The organism is Haloferax marinisediminis (genome assembly GCF_009674585.1).
GTDB lineage: Archaea > Halobacteriota > Halobacteria > Halobacteriales > Haloferacaceae > Haloferax > Haloferax marinisediminis.
In genome coordinates, this window is record NZ_WKJP01000001.1 from 2,488,623 (window position 1) to 2,506,480 (window position 17,858).

The 17,858-nt window shown below is 62.0% G+C and carries 18 protein-coding genes and 1 pseudogene; 13 read left to right on the forward strand and 6 right to left on the reverse strand.

Annotated elements, in window-relative coordinates:
* Nucleotides 1–77: 77 nt before the first annotated feature.
* On the forward strand, nucleotides 78–1,826 hold the full coding sequence (locus tag GJR98_RS12920; RefSeq protein WP_151139060.1) for an alpha-glucosidase: 1,749 nt from the start codon (nucleotides 78–80) through the stop codon (nucleotides 1,824–1,826).
* Between the two features lie 47 nt (nucleotides 1,827–1,873).
* Here GJR98_RS12920 and GJR98_RS12925 read toward each other — a convergent pair whose 3' ends face one another.
* On the reverse strand, nucleotides 1,874–2,485 hold the full coding sequence (locus GJR98_RS12925) for a hypothetical protein (protein WP_151139061.1): 612 nt from the start codon (nucleotides 2,483–2,485) through the stop codon (nucleotides 1,874–1,876).
* Nucleotides 2,486–2,612: 127 nt separating this feature from the next.
* On the opposite strand from GJR98_RS12925, the gene hisF reads away from it, so the two are divergent.
* Nucleotides 2,613–3,425 (forward strand): imidazole glycerol phosphate synthase subunit HisF, encoded by an 813-nt coding sequence (hisF, locus tag GJR98_RS12930; RefSeq protein WP_151139062.1) that lies wholly within the window; start codon nucleotides 2,613–2,615, stop codon nucleotides 3,423–3,425.
* A gap of 86 nt (nucleotides 3,426–3,511) precedes the next feature.
* On the forward strand, nucleotides 3,512–4,105 hold the full coding sequence (locus tag GJR98_RS12935; protein ID WP_151139063.1) for a DUF1684 domain-containing protein: 594 nt from the start codon (nucleotides 3,512–3,514) through the stop codon (nucleotides 4,103–4,105).
* A gap of 78 nt (nucleotides 4,106–4,183) precedes the next feature.
* Here the strand turns inward: GJR98_RS12935 and GJR98_RS12940 are convergent, their stop codons facing one another.
* Complete coding sequence (locus tag GJR98_RS12940; RefSeq protein WP_151139064.1) at nucleotides 4,184–4,474, reverse strand: DNA-directed RNA polymerase subunit L; 291 nt, start codon at nucleotides 4,472–4,474, stop codon at nucleotides 4,184–4,186.
* A 26-nt stretch (nucleotides 4,475–4,500) separates the two neighbouring features.
* Nucleotides 4,501–5,487, reverse strand: coding sequence for an MBL fold metallo-hydrolase (locus GJR98_RS12945; protein WP_151139065.1), 987 nt, complete (start codon nucleotides 5,485–5,487; stop codon nucleotides 4,501–4,503).
* 117 nt (nucleotides 5,488–5,604) lie between these two features.
* Between GJR98_RS12945 and GJR98_RS17985 the strand changes: the two are divergent.
* Nucleotides 5,605–5,739 (forward strand): annotated as a pseudogene (locus tag GJR98_RS17985) (DnaJ domain-containing protein); the annotation flags it as partial.
* Between the two features lie 77 nt (nucleotides 5,740–5,816).
* Here the strand turns inward: GJR98_RS17985 and GJR98_RS17990 are convergent.
* Entirely contained in the window at nucleotides 5,817–6,443 is a 627-nt protein-coding gene (locus GJR98_RS17990; RefSeq protein ID WP_323849384.1) for a hypothetical protein, read from the reverse strand.
* On the opposite strand from GJR98_RS17990, the gene GJR98_RS17995 reads away from it, so the two are divergent.
* The 3 genes from GJR98_RS17995 (at nucleotide 6,418) to GJR98_RS12960 (ending at nucleotide 8,408) form a co-directional block, all read left to right on the forward strand.
* The gene (locus GJR98_RS17995; protein WP_323849385.1) at nucleotides 6,418–6,804 is read left to right on the forward strand and encodes a molecular chaperone DnaJ; all 387 of its coding nucleotides are present in this window, start codon (nucleotides 6,418–6,420) and stop codon (nucleotides 6,802–6,804) included. The genes GJR98_RS17990 and GJR98_RS17995 overlap by 26 nt on opposite strands.
* 68 nt (nucleotides 6,805–6,872) lie before the next feature.
* The gene (locus GJR98_RS12955) at nucleotides 6,873–7,547 is read left to right on the forward strand and encodes an MBL fold metallo-hydrolase (RefSeq protein WP_151139066.1); all 675 of its coding nucleotides are present in this window, start codon (nucleotides 6,873–6,875) and stop codon (nucleotides 7,545–7,547) included.
* 48 nt (nucleotides 7,548–7,595) lie between these two features.
* Nucleotides 7,596–8,408 (forward strand): DUF4097 family beta strand repeat-containing protein, encoded by an 813-nt coding sequence (locus tag GJR98_RS12960; protein ID WP_151139067.1) that lies wholly within the window; start codon nucleotides 7,596–7,598, stop codon nucleotides 8,406–8,408.
* A gap of 332 nt (nucleotides 8,409–8,740) precedes the next feature.
* Here GJR98_RS12960 and GJR98_RS12965 read toward each other — a convergent pair whose 3' ends face one another.
* A complete protein-coding gene (locus GJR98_RS12965) occupies nucleotides 8,741–9,367 on the reverse strand; it encodes a uracil-DNA glycosylase family protein (protein ID WP_191965467.1) in 627 nt (208 codons plus the stop codon).
* 88 nt (nucleotides 9,368–9,455) lie between these two features.
* On the reverse strand, nucleotides 9,456–9,929 hold the full coding sequence (locus GJR98_RS12970) for a DUF5793 family protein (protein ID WP_151139068.1): 474 nt from the start codon (nucleotides 9,927–9,929) through the stop codon (nucleotides 9,456–9,458).
* Nucleotides 9,930–10,069: 140 nt separating this feature from the next.
* On the opposite strand from GJR98_RS12970, the gene GJR98_RS12975 reads away from it, so the two are divergent.
* The 6 genes from GJR98_RS12975 to GJR98_RS13000 all read left to right on the forward strand — a co-directional run bounded on the left by GJR98_RS12975 (nucleotide 10,070) and on the right by GJR98_RS13000 (nucleotide 17,745).
* Nucleotides 10,070–10,567: a DUF7549 family protein gene (locus GJR98_RS12975; protein ID WP_151139069.1), complete on the forward strand. Its 498-nt coding sequence runs from the start codon at nucleotides 10,070–10,072 to the stop codon at nucleotides 10,565–10,567.
* A 65-nt stretch (nucleotides 10,568–10,632) separates the two neighbouring features.
* Complete coding sequence (locus GJR98_RS12980; protein WP_151139070.1) at nucleotides 10,633–12,327, forward strand: type II/IV secretion system ATPase subunit; 1,695 nt, start codon at nucleotides 10,633–10,635, stop codon at nucleotides 12,325–12,327.
* A gap of 1 nt (nucleotide 12,328) precedes the next feature.
* Complete coding sequence (locus GJR98_RS12985; protein WP_151139071.1) at nucleotides 12,329–14,515, forward strand: type II secretion system F family protein; 2,187 nt, start codon at nucleotides 12,329–12,331, stop codon at nucleotides 14,513–14,515.
* Nucleotides 14,516–14,596: 81 nt separating this feature from the next.
* The gene (locus tag GJR98_RS12990; RefSeq protein ID WP_151139072.1) at nucleotides 14,597–15,244 is read left to right on the forward strand and encodes a class I SAM-dependent methyltransferase; all 648 of its coding nucleotides are present in this window, start codon (nucleotides 14,597–14,599) and stop codon (nucleotides 15,242–15,244) included.
* A gap of 80 nt (nucleotides 15,245–15,324) precedes the next feature.
* The gene (locus GJR98_RS12995; RefSeq protein WP_151139073.1) at nucleotides 15,325–16,353 is read left to right on the forward strand and encodes an NAD(P)/FAD-dependent oxidoreductase; all 1,029 of its coding nucleotides are present in this window, start codon (nucleotides 15,325–15,327) and stop codon (nucleotides 16,351–16,353) included.
* A gap of 84 nt (nucleotides 16,354–16,437) precedes the next feature.
* Entirely contained in the window at nucleotides 16,438–17,745 is a 1,308-nt protein-coding gene (locus GJR98_RS13000; protein ID WP_225316403.1) for a DUF4382 domain-containing protein, read from the forward strand.
* The last annotated feature ends 113 nt before the right edge of the window (nucleotides 17,746–17,858 follow it).

The following is a 17,858-nucleotide window of genomic DNA, read 5'->3' on the forward strand; positions in this document are numbered from 1 at the left end:
CGACAACACGTTGGTTCACTGCTCGTGGCGGGGCGAACCGACGGAGTAAAAACACGGAACCGAGTGAATCTCCAGTAATGACCGACATCGACCGCGCGTGGTGGAAAGAAGCGGTCGTCTACCAGATTTACCCCCGGAGTTTCAACGACTCAGACGGCGATGGACTGGGCGATATCCCCGGTATCATCGAGAAGGTAGACTACCTCGCAGACCTCGGCGTCGACTGTATCTGGCTCAACCCGGTGTACGAATCACCCGGTGTCGACAACGGCTACGACATCTCTGACTACCGTGCCATCATGGACGAGTTCGGGTCGATGGCCGACTGGGAAGAACTCCGCGACGCCCTCCACGAGCGCGGAATCCGTCTCATCATGGACCTCGTCGTCAACCACACCTCCGACGAGCACGCGTGGTTCGTCAACTCCCAGTCCGGGAAAGACGCCGAGTACCGCGACTACTACTGGTGGCGCGAGGGACGCGACCCCGAGAAGACAGACCTCGACCCCGAGGACTACGACACGCCCGACGACGTCGAGGAGGTTCCACCGAACAACTGGGAATCCTTCTTCGGTGGGCCTGCGTGGGCCTACGACGACCAGACCGGTGAGTGGTACCTCCACCTCTTCGACGAGCGGATGCCCGACGTGAACTGGGAGACGCCGGCCCTCCGCGAAGAGTTGTTCGAGATGATGGAGTGGTGGCTCGACCACGGCATCGACGGCTTCCGGATGGACGTCATCAACCTCATCTCCAAACCCGACGGCCTCCCGGATGGTGAAGACCCGACGGTAATCGTCGAGGGTGTGGACAAGTTCGTCAACGGCCCGCGCGTCCACGAGTATCTCGGGGAACTCCACGACCGGGTGCTCGACGGCACGGACTCGATGACCGTCGGAGAGATGGCCGACCTCTCCATCGAGGAGGCGAAACGCTACGTCGGCGAGGACGGCGACGGCATGAGCATGGTGTTCACGTTCGACCACATGCGCCTCGACATGACGGACGCTGGTCGCTGGTCGCACCGAGAATCGTCGCCCCGTGAACTCAAAGAGTCGATGACCCACTGGCAGGAGGGTCTCGCCGACGAAGGCTGGAACTCGCTGTTCCTCAACAACCACGACGAACCTCGGCAAGTCTCACGGTTCGGTGACGACGACGAGTACCGCCGTGAGTCCGCGAAGTTGCTCGCAACCTTACTCCACACACTGCGTGGCACGCCCTACATCTACCAAGGCGAGGAGTTGGGGATGACCAACTACCCCTTCGACTCCCTCGACGAGGTGCGGGACGTGGACACGATAAAGAACGTCCGCGCCGCCCAGAAGTCGGGGCGACTCGACGAATCAGACGTGATGGACCTCGTCCGCTACCGCACCCGCGACAACGCCCGAACACCGATGCAGTGGGACGACTCCGAACACGCCGGGTTCACCGACGACGAGCCGTGGATGCCGGTCAACTCGAACAACGACCACATCAACGCCGAAGACGCCCGCGACGACCCAGATTCGATTTGGCACTACTACCGCGACCTCATCTCGCTCAGGGAAGACCGCGACGTGGTCGTCTACGGTGACTACGACCTCCGACTCCCCGACCACGAGTCGCTGTGGGTCTACACGCGAACCCTCGAAGCCGAGGGCGAAGACGACACTCTCCTCGTCGCGCTCAACTTCGGTGGAGACGAGACGACGTTCGAACCTCCTGCTGACCTCGCTGGCGACTCCGCCGAGATACTCATCTCCAACTACGACGTCAACGTCGATGCCGTCGAATCCACCACACTCCAACCGTGGGAAGCCCGCGTCTACGACCTCGCCTGAACTCGAAAGAAGAGACGGCCAGCAATCGACACGTCCTCACCCTGTCTTCACGGACTCAACGAGTCCATTACGAATCGAGGGTTTTCGACACGCTCGCCATCGAGCAGTGCTTCCCTCACTGCGGGTGTCGGGCCTCGAACCGGTGTGATACGAAGGTTAGCAACGTTACCGAGGACCGCTCGGAGGCCACGGTCGATTTGCTCGCGCGCTTCGACCGGAACGGCGAGTGTGACATCCGTGAACTGGCAGTCGGTCGCTGGGCCGAGTTCGGCAATCACGTCGCTCTCGGCGGCCTGCAGTTCGACACGGAACCCCCACGGAGTGACGAGAAACGTCCGGCGGTCGTTTTCCGTCACCGTCCACTCGCGTTCTCTCGCCCGTTCGACGACGGTTGATACGTTTTCGACGACGACGCCGAAGTGGTCGAAGTCGAGTCTGGGAGCCGGTGTGAGCGTCACGTCTGCCATCCCGCCACGATTCGTCTGGAGCCTGCGTGAGAACTCGGGTGGGGCCGTCTCGTCGGGAGCGAATGACACCGATTCGCCGTCGAGCGAGCCAAACCGTCTCGACGGCACGATTCCGTGAGCGACGAGGACCGACGCCGCGTAGTCGACGTCGGGGACGTGGTAGTGGAGATGAAAGACGGAGGGTCGTTCCATGTATCAGGTGATTCCACACGCTGCTATCAACGTAGCGACACCCGCGTGTCCGAACACACCCCATTGTGTCGTCCCCTGCCGTAGTCGAAACGGTGAAACGGCTCATTCGCCAACGAATCAGTAGCGAATGCTCACGAAGCGCATCATCCCCTGTATCGACGTCGACCTCGACGAAGACGGGAACCCCGCCGTCTACACCGGTGTCAACTTCGAGGACCTGAAGTACACGGGCGACCCCGTCGAGATGGCCAAACTGTACAACGAGGCCGGCGCCGACGAGTTCGTCTTCCTCGACATCACTGCCTCGGCCGACGGCCGCGAGACGATGCTCGACACCGTCTCGAAGGTCGCCGACGAGGTGTTTATCCCGCTGACAGTCGGTGGCGGCATCCGAACCCGCGACGACATCAAAGAGACGCTCCGTGCCGGCGCGGACAAGGTCTCTATCAACACCGCAGCGCTCCAGAACCCGACACTCATCGAAGACGGCGCACGCTCGTTCGGGAGTCAGTGTATCGTCATTTCAGTCGACGCTCGCCGCCGCTACGACGAAGAAGGCGAGTACTACGCCGAAGTCGATGGCGAGTCCTGCTGGTTCGAGTGTACCGTCAAAGGCGGTCGCGAAGGCACCGGCGTGGACGTCGTCGAGTGGTCCCGCGAAGCTGAGTCCCGTGGCGCCGGCGAACTGTTCATCAACTCCATCGACACCGACGGCACGAAAGACGGCTACGACATTCCACTGACGAAGGCCGTCTGCGACAACGTCTCGACGCCCGTCATCGCCTCCTCGGGATGCGGCGGTCCCGAAGACATGTACGAAGTGTTCACCGAAGCGGGCGCTGACGCCGGTCTCGCAGCCTCTATCTTCCACTTCGACGAGTACTCCATCCGCGACGTGAAGGAGTACCTCGACGAACACGGCGTTCCGGTCCGTCTGTAAGCCCCCACAGACCCGTTTCTCGGTCGTGCACCGCCAGCGCAGTCGGAACCAATCTTCACCATCCCTGCGGACGTATCTCTCGCCTGATGACCGACGACTCCTGGCGCACAGAACTCCTCCAGCACCGCGAACAGAAAGATCGCTATTTCGCTCGGGACAGGCACTCGCCGATTCCACCCGACCAGCGCGGGTTGTTCGACGGCCTGTCGTACTTCGACCCGGACCCAGAGCTCCAGTTCGAACTCGAACTACAGGAGTACGACGACCCCGAGACGATTACCATCGGAACCTCGACAGACGGCGAACGCGACTATCTCGTCTGGGGGCACTTCGACTTCGAACTCGACGGGAAGACGTACTCGCTCGACGCCTACCGGACGACTCCCGGCGAAGACCGACTCTGGGTTCCGTTCCGTGACGAGACGAACACGAAGGAGACGTACGGTGCCGGCAGATACCTCGACCTCGACGCGGGCGACCGAACCGACGACGGTCGGTGGAGTGTCGACTTCAACTACGCGTACAGTCCGTCCTGTGCGTACTCACCGCAGTTCGAATGTCCACTCGTCCCGATGGAGAACTGGCTGCAAGTCCGCATCGAGGCCGGTGAGAAAGACTACGACGGTCCCGCAGAGTCAGACAGTGGCCACGGCGCGCACGGGCACGGACACGCCGACTGAGGGACCGGGTCGGGGTCTCACAGCCGGACAGCCAGCAGGCTCACAGCGCGCGAAAGCGAAGAAGAGAGAAACGCTAGATTACGCGTCGATTCCGGCTTCGTAGGCTGCCGTGAAGTTGTCGGCAGTGTCCTGAACGCCGCGAGCGGCCTCGGCGAGTGCGTCGAGTGGGTCGACGCCCGCTTTGGTCTTGATAGAGAGCACGGGGTCCGTCTGGCCACCGGACTGCTCGGGGTTCACGTCGTACGTCGCCGCAGTGATGCTCTCGGTCTGGAGGAGTTCACCCTTCAACACGTTCATGAAGGTGTGGTCCTCGCCGCCGATTTCGATGCGGAGTTCCTCGTCGGTCTTGTCGATGACCCGCAGTTCCATGGCTCTTCGTTCCGTCCAGCGGCGTTTTAACGTTTCGTCTCGGGTACAGGGACGAGTTCGTCCACGTCGACATCGCCACCAGTCGTGGCGTACAGGTTCCCGTCCTGCTCGACGACGCCTTCGGCGACGAGGTGGTCGAGGTGCGCGAACGCCTCGCCGGGGCCGTGGAGGATGTGGATGGCAGAGAGGTCACCGAACAGGTGTGCACTCACCGTCCACGCGTCGGCCGGTCCGTGCTCGTCGAGAACCGAGAGGACGCGTTCGGTCCGTTCGCGGTGGTGCTCGGCGATGACGCGCGCACGACCTGCAGGGTCGTCGATTGGGTCGCGGTGGCCCGGCCACACGCGAGCGAAGTCGAGGTCGGCGACTCGGGCGAGACTGTCGAGGTAGGTTTCGAGCGGGCGGTCGACACGGAGGTCCGCGCCGCCGACGTTCGGCGTGTACTTCGGCAGAATCACGTCGCCGACGAACGCTTCGCGGCCCTCGTCGCCGTCGAAGGCGAACGCACTCAAGCCGGCGGCGTGGCCGGGGAGGTGGACGACTTCGAGTTCGCCGTCACCGGCGGCGATTCGGTCACCATCGTGAACGCGCGTCACGTCGACGTCCTCTCCCTGGAGGTCGACGTGGCGGTCGAGGAAGGAGGTCACTTCTTCGAGCGGTTCGTCCGGAATTCCCCACTCTTCGAACCGTCGTTCGCGGATATCGCGCTCGTCGGCGATGGCCGCGGGGTCGCCTGCGACGATGCCAGCGTCGTCTTCGTGGACGTACACTTCGGCGCCGCTCTCAGACTGGAGTTCACCTGCAAGTCCGGTGTGGTCGGCGTGCCAGTGGGTGAGTACGATGGCTTCGAGGTCGGACACGTCGTACCCGACGGTCGCGAGGCCATCGCTGAGGTCCTGACGGACCGAATCTGTCGCCACACCGACGTCGACGAGCGTCGGTCGGTCACCCGGGATGAGATAGGCGTTGTTCAACCCTTCGAAGACGGTGTTGCCCAGCCGAATTCGTTCCATGTCGCCACCTGGCCGTCGAGGTTCATGATTATTCCGAAGGAACCCGGCGGCGGAGGCGGGGTCGTCCGACTCGCCCGGTACATTCAAAACCCATCCTCACATCGGTTCGCACGTCGAATGCCGGTGGACTTCTACGAACTCCTCGGGGTCGAACGCGACGCCGAGAAGAGCGAGATCAAGCAGGCCTTCCGTCAGATGGCGCGGGAGTATCACCCCGACGTCAACGACGACGAACGAGCCACAGCACAGTTCACCGTCGTCAGGAAGGCCTACGAAGTTCTCACTGACAGCGCCGAGCGAGCAGACTACGACCGCTTGGGGCACCGGACCTACGTCGAAAAGCGCCTCGATGGCCTGAACAAGTTCAAGTTCCCCGGACAGGCCGGCAACGGGGGGACGTCGACAGAGTCCACGTCGTCGTCCTCGTCGTCTCGTTCTTCGACGGCTTCGTCGTCGCGCTCGACTCGCACGTCATCCTCCCGAACATCGTCCTCCCGAACGTCGTCCACTGGGTCTACGTCGTCGTCCACTCGGTCGTCGGGTGGCTCATCTTCGCGGCGAACCACGTCATCGCGGTCTACGTCCTCGAATCGCTCGTCTTCCGGTTCCTCTACGCGCACGTCGAGTCGGACGAGTAGCTCCACACGGTCACGGTCGTCCGGGAGTTCCAGTCGGTCGAACACCACGACGAGTGGGTCGTCCCGTTCGTCGTCTCGAACGTCTCGGAACCGGACGTCGACTGGCCCGTCACGAACCGGCGGGTCGGGAACGACGAGTCGGTTCCAGCGGGAACAACGACAGTCCGATACGACGACCCAAGAAGAGAGCGGACCACAGCCACTGTGGTACGGCTGGGGCGTCTCGCTCGTCGCCTTAGTCGCGTACTTCGGCGGCCTCGGGTGGTACCTTGCCACCGATGGATACGCCTTCGTGACAGCACTCGTCTCGATAGACACCGCTGCGCCCGTCCCGGCGCTCCTCGCGGCATCGCCCCTGTCGCTGCCGAGTCTGGCCGCACTGCAAGCAGCAGCCTCGTCGTCTGTATCCACCTTGCTCTTGCCGAGCGCCGGCCTCCTTCCGGGGGCCGCACTTCTCCTCGCGGTCACATTACTCGTCGTCGTCGCCCGATTCGGCCACTCGTGGACGACGTGGCTCTACGCGCTCGCGGCCACCGTTCCAGTGGTGATTCTCGCTGCAGGTGCAGTCGGTGTCCCCCGTCCGCTCGTGGTCGACCTCGTCGGCCTCGTCGCCGTCCCGCTCCTCGGTGCCGGTGGCTTCATCGTCGACGCCGGTCGGTACCTCTTCGCGACTCGGTGAGTTCGTCCGGGTCTCAGGTCGCTCGTCGAACTACCACGGTTTTTGTCGTCTGAGTGCGAGGTTCAGCTATGAGTTCGCTCGGCGACAGCGTCAGGCGATTTCGTCTCCGTGGAGCAAACGCATATCTCGTCGTCGACGGGGACAGCACTGTACTCGTCGACGCCGGTACTCCGTGGGACCGCGGTAGACTCTTGGCTGGCCTCGCAGACTCGGGCCTCGACGCGGGTGATGTAGACCGCGTCCTCTTGACGCACTACGACCTCGACCACGTCGGGACACTCGCGACACTCGGCCTTCGAGAAGACGTGCCGATTCACGTCGCAGCGCCTGATGCGTCGTATCTGACCGGTCAGTCGAAGCCACCACTCCGGTCACACAAAGGCGCACTCCAGCGCCTCAGTGCACCACTCCTCGACCGGCCGACGAACCCAGTCGAGGTCGTCTCTGACGGCGACGAAATCGGTGGGTTCACCGCGTACAGAACACCCGGGCATACGCCCGGTCACACCGCGTTCGTCCACAGACGACACGGTGTGGCCTTCGTCGGCGACATGATGCGCGAGCGTGACGGTAAACTCGCCCCGATGCCGTGGGTGGTTGCCGCCGATGCGGCGGAGAACCGACGAAGTATCCGCGAGTTCGTCGCTCGCTGCCCTCCAGTCGACGTGGTGGCGATGGGACACGGCGACCCGATACGTGAGTACGGGTACGGGTCGCTGAAGCGACTCGCCGACCGTGTTTGAAATCTCACTCAGCTAATACTTTTCTCCGCTGGTGGCGTCGATTCTAGTATGAAGGACTCCTCCAGGCGGGCGTTTCTCAAAGGGGGCAGCGCTCTCGGTGTCGCAGTGCTTGCAGGGTGTGCTGCGCCCACGATAGAGGCGCGAGAAGAAGAGACACGAGTCGTCTCACCGGCCGGATTCGACGCGTTGGAGATTCGCAACATCAACGGAAGCGTTACTGTCGAACCGTGGGCCGGAGACGATGTCGAGGTTCGTATCATCAAACAGGGGTTCTTCACCGAAGACCTCGACTCGGCAGAGGTCGACATCGGTGGGAGTGACACGCTCACCATCGCCCGAATCGTCCGCGACGAAGAACCGGGCCTCGTCGTCGTCTCATTCGACGTCCGTGTCCCTGCTGCGTTTCCAGTTACCCACGCCTCTACGTCGAATGGGTTCGTCGACATCAGAGGCACGGTCGGTGACCTCGAAGTTCGAGCGACGAACGGAAAAATCGACGTTCGGGACATCGACGGGTTCGTCTCGCTGGCGACCAGCAACGGGAAGGTCACAGCGTTCGACATCGGTGGCATGGATGGTGCGCGCACGACGAATGGGGGTATTGAGGTAGACGTGCCCGCGATTCGCGGCGACACAGCGATCGAATCATCGAACGGGGAGATTACCACCGCACTTGCAGGCGATTTGAATGCCGAACTCGTCGCACAGACATCGACTGGGTCGGTCGACGTGAGTCGTCTCTCACTTTCTGAAAGTACCGTCTCACGCACGCGGGTCACGGGGACACTCGGTACAGGAGGGCCGACGCTCACCGTGTCGACGACTAACGGAAATATCGAGCTATCGCTCTTGTCGGAGTAAAGAGCGGGGACCGCGGCCGAGCGCGAATCCCCGGACTGACCAAGCCACTGCGAGGAGCACCAATCTCACAGTTGCCTGACGCGCCCGGCGGAAATGAATCGAACCACGCGCGTCAACACCACGTATGGTGCTTGTTGTAAAAAGTCCTTGGTTATCGCCAATTAGAACCACGCCCTCCAGAACGACTGGATAAATATGCTCTTATGTGAGTCATTTCACCAATAGAAGTGAACGTTTCAAAACCTTCATGGTTGTTACTGGACGAACGAACGGCAGAATCGTGAAGAATTCAGAGAATCGAACGACGGAAGTCGAGAGTATAAAATTCCAGACTACCTGACGAGATACGGGTCGTCGCCAGGAATGAACCGACCGAGGTCGGATTCGCGGCGGAAGTCTGTCGACTGGAGGGTCATGAGGCCGGCAACGAGTTCGTCGTGGTCGTCGTCGTCCCACTCGAGTGGGTCTTTGATGGGGACTACGAGAAATCCACTGCCACGAATCTCTTGTCCGTGGAGCGATTCCATGTCGATATCTGTCTTCCACCCGACTGAGGTGTAGTTGTTCAAGACGTGTTCTGTCGCAACTGCGCCGACGGGGAGGAGAACGTGGGCGGCAATTGCTCGGAGTTCGGCGTCGAAGAACCGCTCCATGTCAGTGTAGTCGTGCGCGGTCGGCGCCCCATCTGGGACACACATGTGCAGATACGACATGAACGTCTTGTCCACTACTGGTTCGTCGCCCGTCGTCTCCAAGAGCCCCGAATCTTCGAGCGCTGCTTGGAGTTGCTTGCCTGCGTCGTTCGTAAACGGCGTCCCGGCGTCGACGCCACCGTGGACGCCGGGGTGGTCACCGATGACGTGAAAGTCAGCGTTGGCGTCGCCGTAGCCGGGGACGAACCGGTCACACGACGGGCGCATGTCGAACGGATTGCTCGTGCGGTCGGTTACGTTCCTCACGATAGGTTCTGAGGCGTCGGTCGATAAAGAAGACGTGGTTCGCTCCGAAATTGGACACGAACGAGCGTGAGCAACCCGCTCGCGTCCGTCAGAGTTCGACGCCAGAGGGGATGAGACTCCGGCCACGAAGCAGTCCGCCGTCTGCATCGTAGACGAGGAACATCGACTTCTCGAACGTCGCGAAGTGCTCGCCTTCGATGGCCACGTCGACGCGGTAGTGTCCGTCCTCGTCGTCTGAGTGTCGGCCGTACTCGCGGGCTGCGCCGATGAACGTCAGTACGTCGACCGCGTCGGCGTTGAGTTCGAGGACGTAGTCACCGGTCAATCGGTCTGTTACACTCACGACGCCTCGTGTTTCGGGGTCGTTGATTGGCCCTTGGAGACGCAAAGCTACGTCTAAGTCCTCGGCAGCGAGGACGTCGCCACCAGGAGCGGAGAATCGTTCTCGGAGGTCCTCGGGTGGGCCATAAAAGTCGATAGAAACCGTCGGTTGGCGAGGAGGCTCGTCCTCCTCGTACCAATCGACGTCGCGAACGTCGAGTTCAAAGTAGTCACGCCGCATTCCGTACGCGTACTACTATTGCGCGGCCTATTAACGTGACGCCCACACACAGACACGTGTCAGACACAGTGACCTCGGCCGCGGTGTCCAGTGGCTAGCAGGTCGGTAGTTTTTACCTGTCGCACTGTGCCGGTTGTCGCATGGTCTGGGTCCGGTCTGAGCACGCAGGTGCATTGGCAGTCGTCTCGACGTGGCTCTGCGCACTTCTCCCGTGGAACATCACCTACTCGTCGAGTATCGCTGGCATCAGTCTCTTGTTCGTCAGGTTTCCGTTCGTCGAGATTCAGTACGCGTGGGGGCTCTCTCAACGTGTCGCCGTCCGCGACCCACTGTCGGCGATGACGCTTCAGGCTGGACAGTCCGTCGCAGTCGCCTATCAGACGTGGCTTCTCGGTGCGGCCGCGATGGCGCTCGCACTCCTGTTTTCGTTCGGCTACTACCTTCGCGAGGATAGTCTCGAAGCGGGACCAGTCGACCCAGTTCGACTCCTCGGGGGACTCCTCGGCGTCGTCGGCGTCGTTCTCGCTGCGTCTTCGTATCTACTGGCGACGCGAGGGATTCCGGGCCTCCCGCTTCCCGTCGGCGTCGTTATCGCGTTCGTCTTTGCCGGTATCCTGCTGACGGTCGAACGTTCCTGACTGGAACGCGCGGACCATTTAAGTAGTGACCTCTCATACCACCCGACCAACCGATTCGGGTGACGATGCCACGAGATACCACGAGAGACACGAAACCGACTAGCGATACTGCGGCCGACCGTGGGGTGTTCCGACTCCTCCAAGATGGCGACTTCGACGTCGCCGCCGCCGAGACCAGACGAATCCTCCGGCGGACCGCAGAGATGCTCCGTGGGTCGAACCTGAACGTCCGCCCGCTCACACCGGGCGACACCCCGTTGGGAACGTTCGACGTTCCACCGGGGCACGAAGAGAGAGAACGCTACTGGGTGAACGCGCCGTTCGCGTACGTCGTCGTCACGTTCGATACGAACGCGACTGCGCATCACTACCACGTCGTCGAACCGGACCTCGACGAGTTCGAAGCGTCGTTACTCGAACGTGTCCGCACGGACATCCGTGACCCGCTGTTGTACAAACGGGACGTCGACCCGACGAGCGAGGAAACGCTCACGAACGAACTCGCGTCACTCCTCGAACAGTACGGCCTCGACTTCGGGATGAACTCGTTTCACACCCTGTTGTACTATCTCAGGCGGGATTTCCACGGGTACGGCCCCCTCGACCCGTTGATGCACGACCCGAACATCGAGGACATCTCCTGTGATGGCTACAACCTCCCGCTGTTCGTCTATCACGACGACTACACCGACATCGTGACGAACGTCTCCTTCGAGAGCGAGGAACTCGACAACTTCGTCATCCGCCTCGCACAGCGGTCTGGCCAGCACATCAGCGTCGGCGACCCGGTGCTCGGGACGACGCTCCCCAACGGCGCCCGTGCGGAACTCGCACTGGGTGAAGAGGTGACGCCGCGCGGGTCGGCGTTCACCGTCCGAATGTACGCAGAAGAGCCGTTCACACCCATCGACCTCGTCGAGTACGGAACGTTCTCTATCGAACAGATGGCGTATCTGTGGCTCTGTATCGAACACAACAAGAGCCTCATCTTCGCGGGCGGGACTGCGTCGGGGAAGACCACCTCGATGAACGCCGTCTCGATGTTCGTTCCGCCCCGGTCGAAGGTGCTGTCTATCGAGGACACTCGCGAACTCGCGTTGTACCACGACAACTGGCTGTCGTCGGTCACCCGGGAGCGCATCCACGAGGGGACGGATATCACGATGTACGACCTCTTGCGGTCTGCACTCCGCCACCGACCGGAGTACATCATCGTCGGCGAAGTCCGCGGTGAGGAAGCAGTGACGCTCTTCCAGGCGATGAACACGGGTCACACGACGTTCTCGACGATGCACGCCGACAGCATCGAGACGGTCATCAACAGACTGGAGAACGAACCCATCAACGTCCCTCGGGCGATGGTCCAGTCGCTCGACCTCCTGTGTGTGCAGACACTCACGCGCCACGACGGCGAACGCGTCCGCCGGTCACAGACGATTGGCGAGATTGGGGATATCGACCAGCGAACCGGCGAACTCGACTACTCCGCCGCGTTCTCGTGGGACCCGATGGACGACACGTTCACCCAGAGCGACAGTTCGTTGCTCGACGAGATTCAGCGTGAAAACGGATGGTCCCGGACAGAGGTTCGCCGTGAACTCCGCCAGCGTGAACAGTTCCTCCGCTACCTCCTCGACAAAGGTGTCTCCGACTTCCGGCGGTTCACTGCACTCATCAACGAGTACTACGCCGACGCCGACGACGTAATGGCTCGCGTCGAGGCCGACGAGAACCTCGCCGACGTTGGTGTGGGTAACTAACATGGAGTTCGGCCTGTATCTGTTGCCACTCCTCGCCGCGATTGCACTCGTGCTTCCTGTGGTGCTGTCCCCAGTGAGCAAGCGCGCCGACTTGATCGTCTCGCAGGTCGCACTCCCCATCTTTGGCTTCTACGTCGCCAACGAGAACCCACGGCGCCGCGAGCAGCGACAGCGACTCCGCGCGGCACACATCGGCGTCACACACCGCGTGTACGCCTCACGGACCCTGCTCATGGCGGGTGTCTTCGGTGTCGCAGGGAGTATCGTCGGCGTCTACATCGCCGCCGGTGTGCTGGAGTCGCTCGCCGTCTCGTCCGAGTCGGTTCAGTCGACGCTTCCCGTCGCACTCCAGTTCCTCGGCGGGCTCACGAGCATTTCTCAACTCTCACTGAGTGAACTCTTCGTCATCCTGTTGTTCTTCAGCGCGACCATCGGAACGACGCTCGCCGGTGGCATCTATTGGATTCGCTGGTACTACCTCGTCGAACGGGCAGAGACTCGGGCGACGGAGATAGAAGCGACGCTCCCGCGGACGGTCGCGTTCACGTTCGCACTCTCTCGGTCGGGGATGTCGTTTCCGAAGGTCCTCGAAACGCTCGCTCGAAACGAAGCGGTCTACGGTGAAGCGGCCCGCGAAGTGAGTATCGCTGTCCGCGACATGGACGCGTTCGGGACGGACGTGCTCACCGCACTCCAATCGATGGCCTTGCGGACCCCGAGTCCGAACCTCGAAGAGTTCGCCGCGAACCTCGCGAGCGTCCTCAGCAGTGGGCGAAACCTCTCGTCGTTCCTCCGCGAGCAGTACGAGCGGTTTCAGGCAGAGGCGGAGGCCCAACAACAACAGTATCTCGAACTCCTCGCGACGCTCGCCGAGGTGTACGTCACCGTCCTCGTCGCGGGACCGTTGTTCTTCATCACCGTCCTCGTCGTCATCGGTCTCGTCCTCGCCGACACGCTGACCATCATCAGATTCATCGGCTACGTCGCGATTCCGTTGGCCAGTTTCGCGTTCATCAACTACATCGACGGGATTACGCGGTCGCTCCGAGGCGCCGTCGTCGTCGACGACGACATCGAGACGGCGAGCGACTCGATTCGGTCTATCGAGAATCGGAACACCGTGGGTTCACGGCCCGCCACGGACGGTGGTGAGACTGTCGACCGATGGCGAGTGAACCGTGAACGACTCGCTGCGTACGACCGGTTCAGTTGGCTTCGAAAGTGGGTCAACCGCCCGCTCGACAGCCTCAGTAACCATCCGTTTGCGACGCTCGGCATCACCATCCCACTCGGGGTTCTCTGGGTCGCAGTTCAGTCGTCGCTGCCGTCCGTTCCGTCGATTGGACTCCCATCGTCGCTGCCGACCACCCCGGCCGTTGCACTCTCGCCGACGTCGACCACGACCCAAGCGATTTTCGAGGCGGTCGACGCTGTCGACCAGCACGTCGTCGAGGCACTCATCGTCGCACTGGTCGCCATCGCGCTCGTCCACGAGGTTCGGAAGCGACGGGTCCGTGCCATCGAACAGAGCATGCCCGACTTCCTCGACCGACTCGCGAGCGTCAACGAGGCCGGCCTCACTGTCGTCCAGAGTCTTCGGCGTGTGTCGTCGTCAGACCTCGGCCCGCTCGGTGAGGAGGTCGAACGCACCTGCCGCGACATCGACTGGGGAGCGGACGCACAGACCGCACTTCGTCGCATGGACCGTCGGACGGCGAGTCCCATGGTCTCGCGGTCGGTCACGCTCATCACCAACGCGATGAGTGCCAGTGGTGACCTCGCACCGGTCCTCAGAATCGCCGCCAACGAGGCACAGGACAGTCGGCGACTGGCCCGCGAACGGACCCAGGAGATGCTGACCTACCTCATCGTTATCTACATCTCGTTTTTCGTCTTCCTCGGCATCGTCGTGGCCCTGACCGTCTCGTTCATCCCCGCGGTCGAACAGGCGACTGCGCAGGCGACGGTTGGGGCCGGCGGGATTGGCGGTGTCACCTCGGGCGCGTTCTCCGGTCTGCGTGACGTCGACACCAGAGCCTATTCGGTGCTGTTCTACCACCTCTCGGTGATACAGGGCGTCTGTTCGGGCCTCATCGCTGGACAGTTGGGCGAGGGCGAAATTGCCGACGGCATCAAGCACGCCGCCGTGCTCTTGACCATCACGTACGCACTGTTCCTGTTCATCTGAGGCGAGGGAAGGGGTCGACCGCCGACCCGTCTTACCGCCGCGACCCGTGTACTCTTTGTCGCAGCACCGCCACCGGCCGGCATGGACGAACCTCGAACGGCGGTCCGCGAGACGTACGACCGCATCGCGTCGCACTTCGCGTCCACACGCGAGTATCCGTGGCCAGAAGTCGAATCGTTCGTCACGGACGCGACGGCCGGCGGACCGGCCACGCGCGCACTCGACCTCGGGTGCGGGAACGGCCGCCACGTCGAACTGCTCTCTGGGCACGCCGACGACGTGGTCGGACTAGACGTGAGTCGCGGCCTCTTGGACGAGGCGACGACGAGAGCAACAGCGCGCGGGTTCGACGCCGGACTCGTTCAGGGAGATGCGTCGAGACTCCCGTTCGTCGACGACACGTTCGACCTCGCCGTCTACGTCGCGACGCTTCACCACCTCGCTCCCCGCGAGGCCCGAGTCGAGAGTCTGAACGAACTCGCTCGCGTCCTCACCTCGGATGGTCGCGCCCTCGTCAGTGCGTGGAGTACGGCACACGACACGTTCGACCGGGACGAGGGGTTCGATACGACGGTCGATTGGACGCTCCCCGGTGGCGAGACAGTTCCCCGGTACTACCACATCTATTCGCCCGACGAGTTCGACGCCGACCTCGACGCGAGTTCGCTCACGGTCGTCGAATCGGAGATTTCGAGCGGGAACTGTTACGCTGTCGTCACCGGCGTGTGAGACACTGTCACATTTCGCGGCTGGATAGCATCCTCGCACAGGTGATGTGGGCTTAAGGCCGACCGGACGAATCGACGTATATGACCAAGACCGACGAACGGCAGGAGTACGAGGTGGTCGTCGTAGGTGGCGGCCCAGCAGGGTTGCAGACCGCACTCTACACGACACGACTGGGGCACGATACCGCCCTCGTCGACCGTGGTGGTGGCCGCGCAGCGATGATGCTCGACACGCACAACGTCATCGGCGTCACCGAAGACCAGTCAGGGAACGAGTTCCTCGGCACCGCTCGGAAGCAACTCGAAAACTACGGCACCGACATCTACCGTGACCTCGTGACCGACGTCGAACAACTCGACGACGGTCGGTTCCGTCTCGTCGCCAACGACGGCGAGTTCATCGCCGAGCGCGTCGTCCTCGGCGTCGGGTTCAACGACAAACGTCCAGAGCCACCGCTTCCCCGTACCGGGAAAGGACTCCATTACTGCCTCCACTGTGACGCCTACATGTTCGTCGACGAGTCAGTCTACGTCATGGGCCACTCCGATTCTGCGGCGTACGTCGCGATGATTATGCTCAACTTCACCGACGACGTCGACATCCTCCTCCGTGGTGCGGAACCCTCGTGGTCCGACGAGACGGACGAACTCGTCCGTGCGCACCCGGTCGATATCGTCGAAGAAGAGATTTCGGGGATGAACAAGCGCGACGACGGCTGGTTAGAGAGCTTCGAGTTCCAGGACGGGACCGTCCGTGAGTACAAAGGTGGCTTCGCGATGTACGGCTCTGAGTACAACACGACGCTCTTCGAAGGCCTCGGTGTCGAACTCAACGACGACGGAACCGTCCCGGTCGACGACCACGGCCGGACGAACGTCGAGGGCGTCTTCGCAGTCGGAGACATCACCCCCGGCCACAACCAGATTCCCGTCGCCATGGGGAAAGGCGCGAAAGCCGGCATCGCCATCCACATGGAACTCCGAGAGTTCCCGAAGAGCCTCGAACAGATTCGCGCCGAGGGCGCAGTCGAACCCGACGAAGTCCCCGGTATCTCACCCACCCTCCTCGACAAGGCCAAGCAGTTCAACGAGTCCCACGCGGACGACTGACCGCGAAATTCGGGGAAAATCGGAGTAAATCGGGGGTGAGTAAACACCCACCTCAAGTTCTTCCGGACAGTATAGTCTCCAACGATGAAACGTACTGGAATCACGACTGTCATGGTTGCGCTCCTCGTCGTCCTCGCGGGGTGCGCTGGCGGTGCAGGAACACTCACTGAAAGTCCGCAGTCCACGAGCGAAGCGACCGCAGAGACGACTGATGCATCCTCGACCGGCGGTTCCGACGCCGGTGAGTCTGGCACGGTGAACTTCTACGTCAGTGACGAAGAGAACGCCATCGGCGACTTCGAACACCTCAACGTCACCATCGAACGCGTGACGTTCGTGCGCGCGGATGGCGGTGCTGACGACAGTTCGGACGTCGACGCCGAATCCAGCGAGGAGTCGACCGAAAACGAGTCAGACGACGAGACGGCGACCGCTGAGCCGACGGTGAACGAGTCGAACACCACGGTCGAATCCAACGCGACGGCCGAGGTTAATGCAACGGCAAACGCGACGGTCGAGGCCGACGCTGAAAACGAGTCCGAGGTCGAAGCGGAAAGTGAGGCCGAAGTCGAGGCTGAAGCTGAAGCCGAGTCCGACGACGGCGGGAAAGTGACCTACGAAGTGGAGAACGTCACCGTCGACCTGACGGAGCTGAAGGGCGACAACGCGACGCTCGTCGGCGCGTACGACCTCGAAAAGGGGAACTACAACGCAGTACACGTCCACGTGACCGACGTCAACGGGACGCTCAAGACGGGCGAGAAAGTGAACATCAAACTCCCGAGTAACAAACTCAAACTCAACTCCGACTTCGTCGTCGAACAAGGTGGGTCCGTGGACTTCGTCTTCGACATCACCGCGTTCGAGGCCGGAGGAAGTGGAAAGTACATCCTCAAGCCCGTCATCAGCGAGTCCGGCACTGACGTTCCGATAACGAACGTCGACGAGGACGAAGCCGACGAGGCTGAAGAGGACGTCGAGGACGAAGACGAGAACGAAGCGACGGAAGCGAAGGGAGAATCCAAAGAGAAACGTGACAAAGACGAATCAGCAGCCGAAGGCGACGCAGAAGCCGAGGCAGACGCCGAACTGAACGTCACGTTCGATGGGAACGTGACGGCCGGTGAGAACGCGACGCTCGTCGTCACCCAGAACGGGACGGTAGTCGAGAACGCCTCGGTCATGGTGAACGACGAAGTCGCCGGGTCGACTGACGCCAACGGAACACTCGTCGTCGAGATCCCCGCGACGAGTGAAGTGACGGTGAAAGTCACACACGACGACGCCGAGGCTGAAGTCGAGTTCGAGTTCGAGGATGTGACGGGCGAAATCACCGAAGACGACTCGCAGAAGGCCGACAACCCCGGAAAATCGGACAACAGTAACGCCTGACCGAAAAGGTAACATCCTTATTGTGGCGTCGAGAATGAGCAGATAGACGCTGGCTACGAGCGCACCGGTGTCTCGGCCAAACGAAGTGAGGCCGAGGCTCGGTGCGAACGAGT

Excerpts from the sequence above, each read along its gene's own strand:
- GJR98_RS12920 (WP_151139060.1), top strand. The coding sequence starts at position 78 with ATGACCGACATCGACCGCGCGTGGTGGAAAGAAGCGGTCGTCTACCAG.
- GJR98_RS12925 (WP_151139061.1), bottom strand. The coding sequence starts at position 2,485 with ATGGAACGACCCTCCGTCTTTCATCTCCACTACCACGTCCCCGACGTC.
- hisF (WP_151139062.1), top strand. The coding sequence starts at position 2,613 with ATGCTCACGAAGCGCATCATCCCCTGTATCGACGTCGACCTCGACGAA.
- GJR98_RS12935 (WP_151139063.1), top strand. The coding sequence starts at position 3,512 with ATGACCGACGACTCCTGGCGCACAGAACTCCTCCAGCACCGCGAACAG.
- GJR98_RS12940 (WP_151139064.1), bottom strand. The coding sequence starts at position 4,474 with ATGGAACTGCGGGTCATCGACAAGACCGACGAGGAACTCCGCATCGAA.
- GJR98_RS12945 (WP_151139065.1), bottom strand. The coding sequence starts at position 5,487 with ATGGAACGAATTCGGCTGGGCAACACCGTCTTCGAAGGGTTGAACAAC.
- GJR98_RS12955 (WP_151139066.1), top strand. The coding sequence starts at position 6,873 with ATGAGTTCGCTCGGCGACAGCGTCAGGCGATTTCGTCTCCGTGGAGCA.
- GJR98_RS12960 (WP_151139067.1), top strand. The coding sequence starts at position 7,596 with ATGAAGGACTCCTCCAGGCGGGCGTTTCTCAAAGGGGGCAGCGCTCTC.
- GJR98_RS12970 (WP_151139068.1), bottom strand. The coding sequence starts at position 9,929 with ATGCGGCGTGACTACTTTGAACTCGACGTTCGCGACGTCGATTGGTAC.
- GJR98_RS12975 (WP_151139069.1), top strand. The coding sequence starts at position 10,070 with ATGGTCTGGGTCCGGTCTGAGCACGCAGGTGCATTGGCAGTCGTCTCG.
- GJR98_RS12980 (WP_151139070.1), top strand. The coding sequence starts at position 10,633 with ATGCCACGAGATACCACGAGAGACACGAAACCGACTAGCGATACTGCG.
- GJR98_RS12985 (WP_151139071.1), top strand. The coding sequence starts at position 12,329 with ATGGAGTTCGGCCTGTATCTGTTGCCACTCCTCGCCGCGATTGCACTC.
- GJR98_RS12990 (WP_151139072.1), top strand. The coding sequence starts at position 14,597 with ATGGACGAACCTCGAACGGCGGTCCGCGAGACGTACGACCGCATCGCG.
- GJR98_RS12995 (WP_151139073.1), top strand. The coding sequence starts at position 15,325 with ATGACCAAGACCGACGAACGGCAGGAGTACGAGGTGGTCGTCGTAGGT.
- GJR98_RS13000 (WP_225316403.1), top strand. The coding sequence starts at position 16,438 with ATGAAACGTACTGGAATCACGACTGTCATGGTTGCGCTCCTCGTCGTC.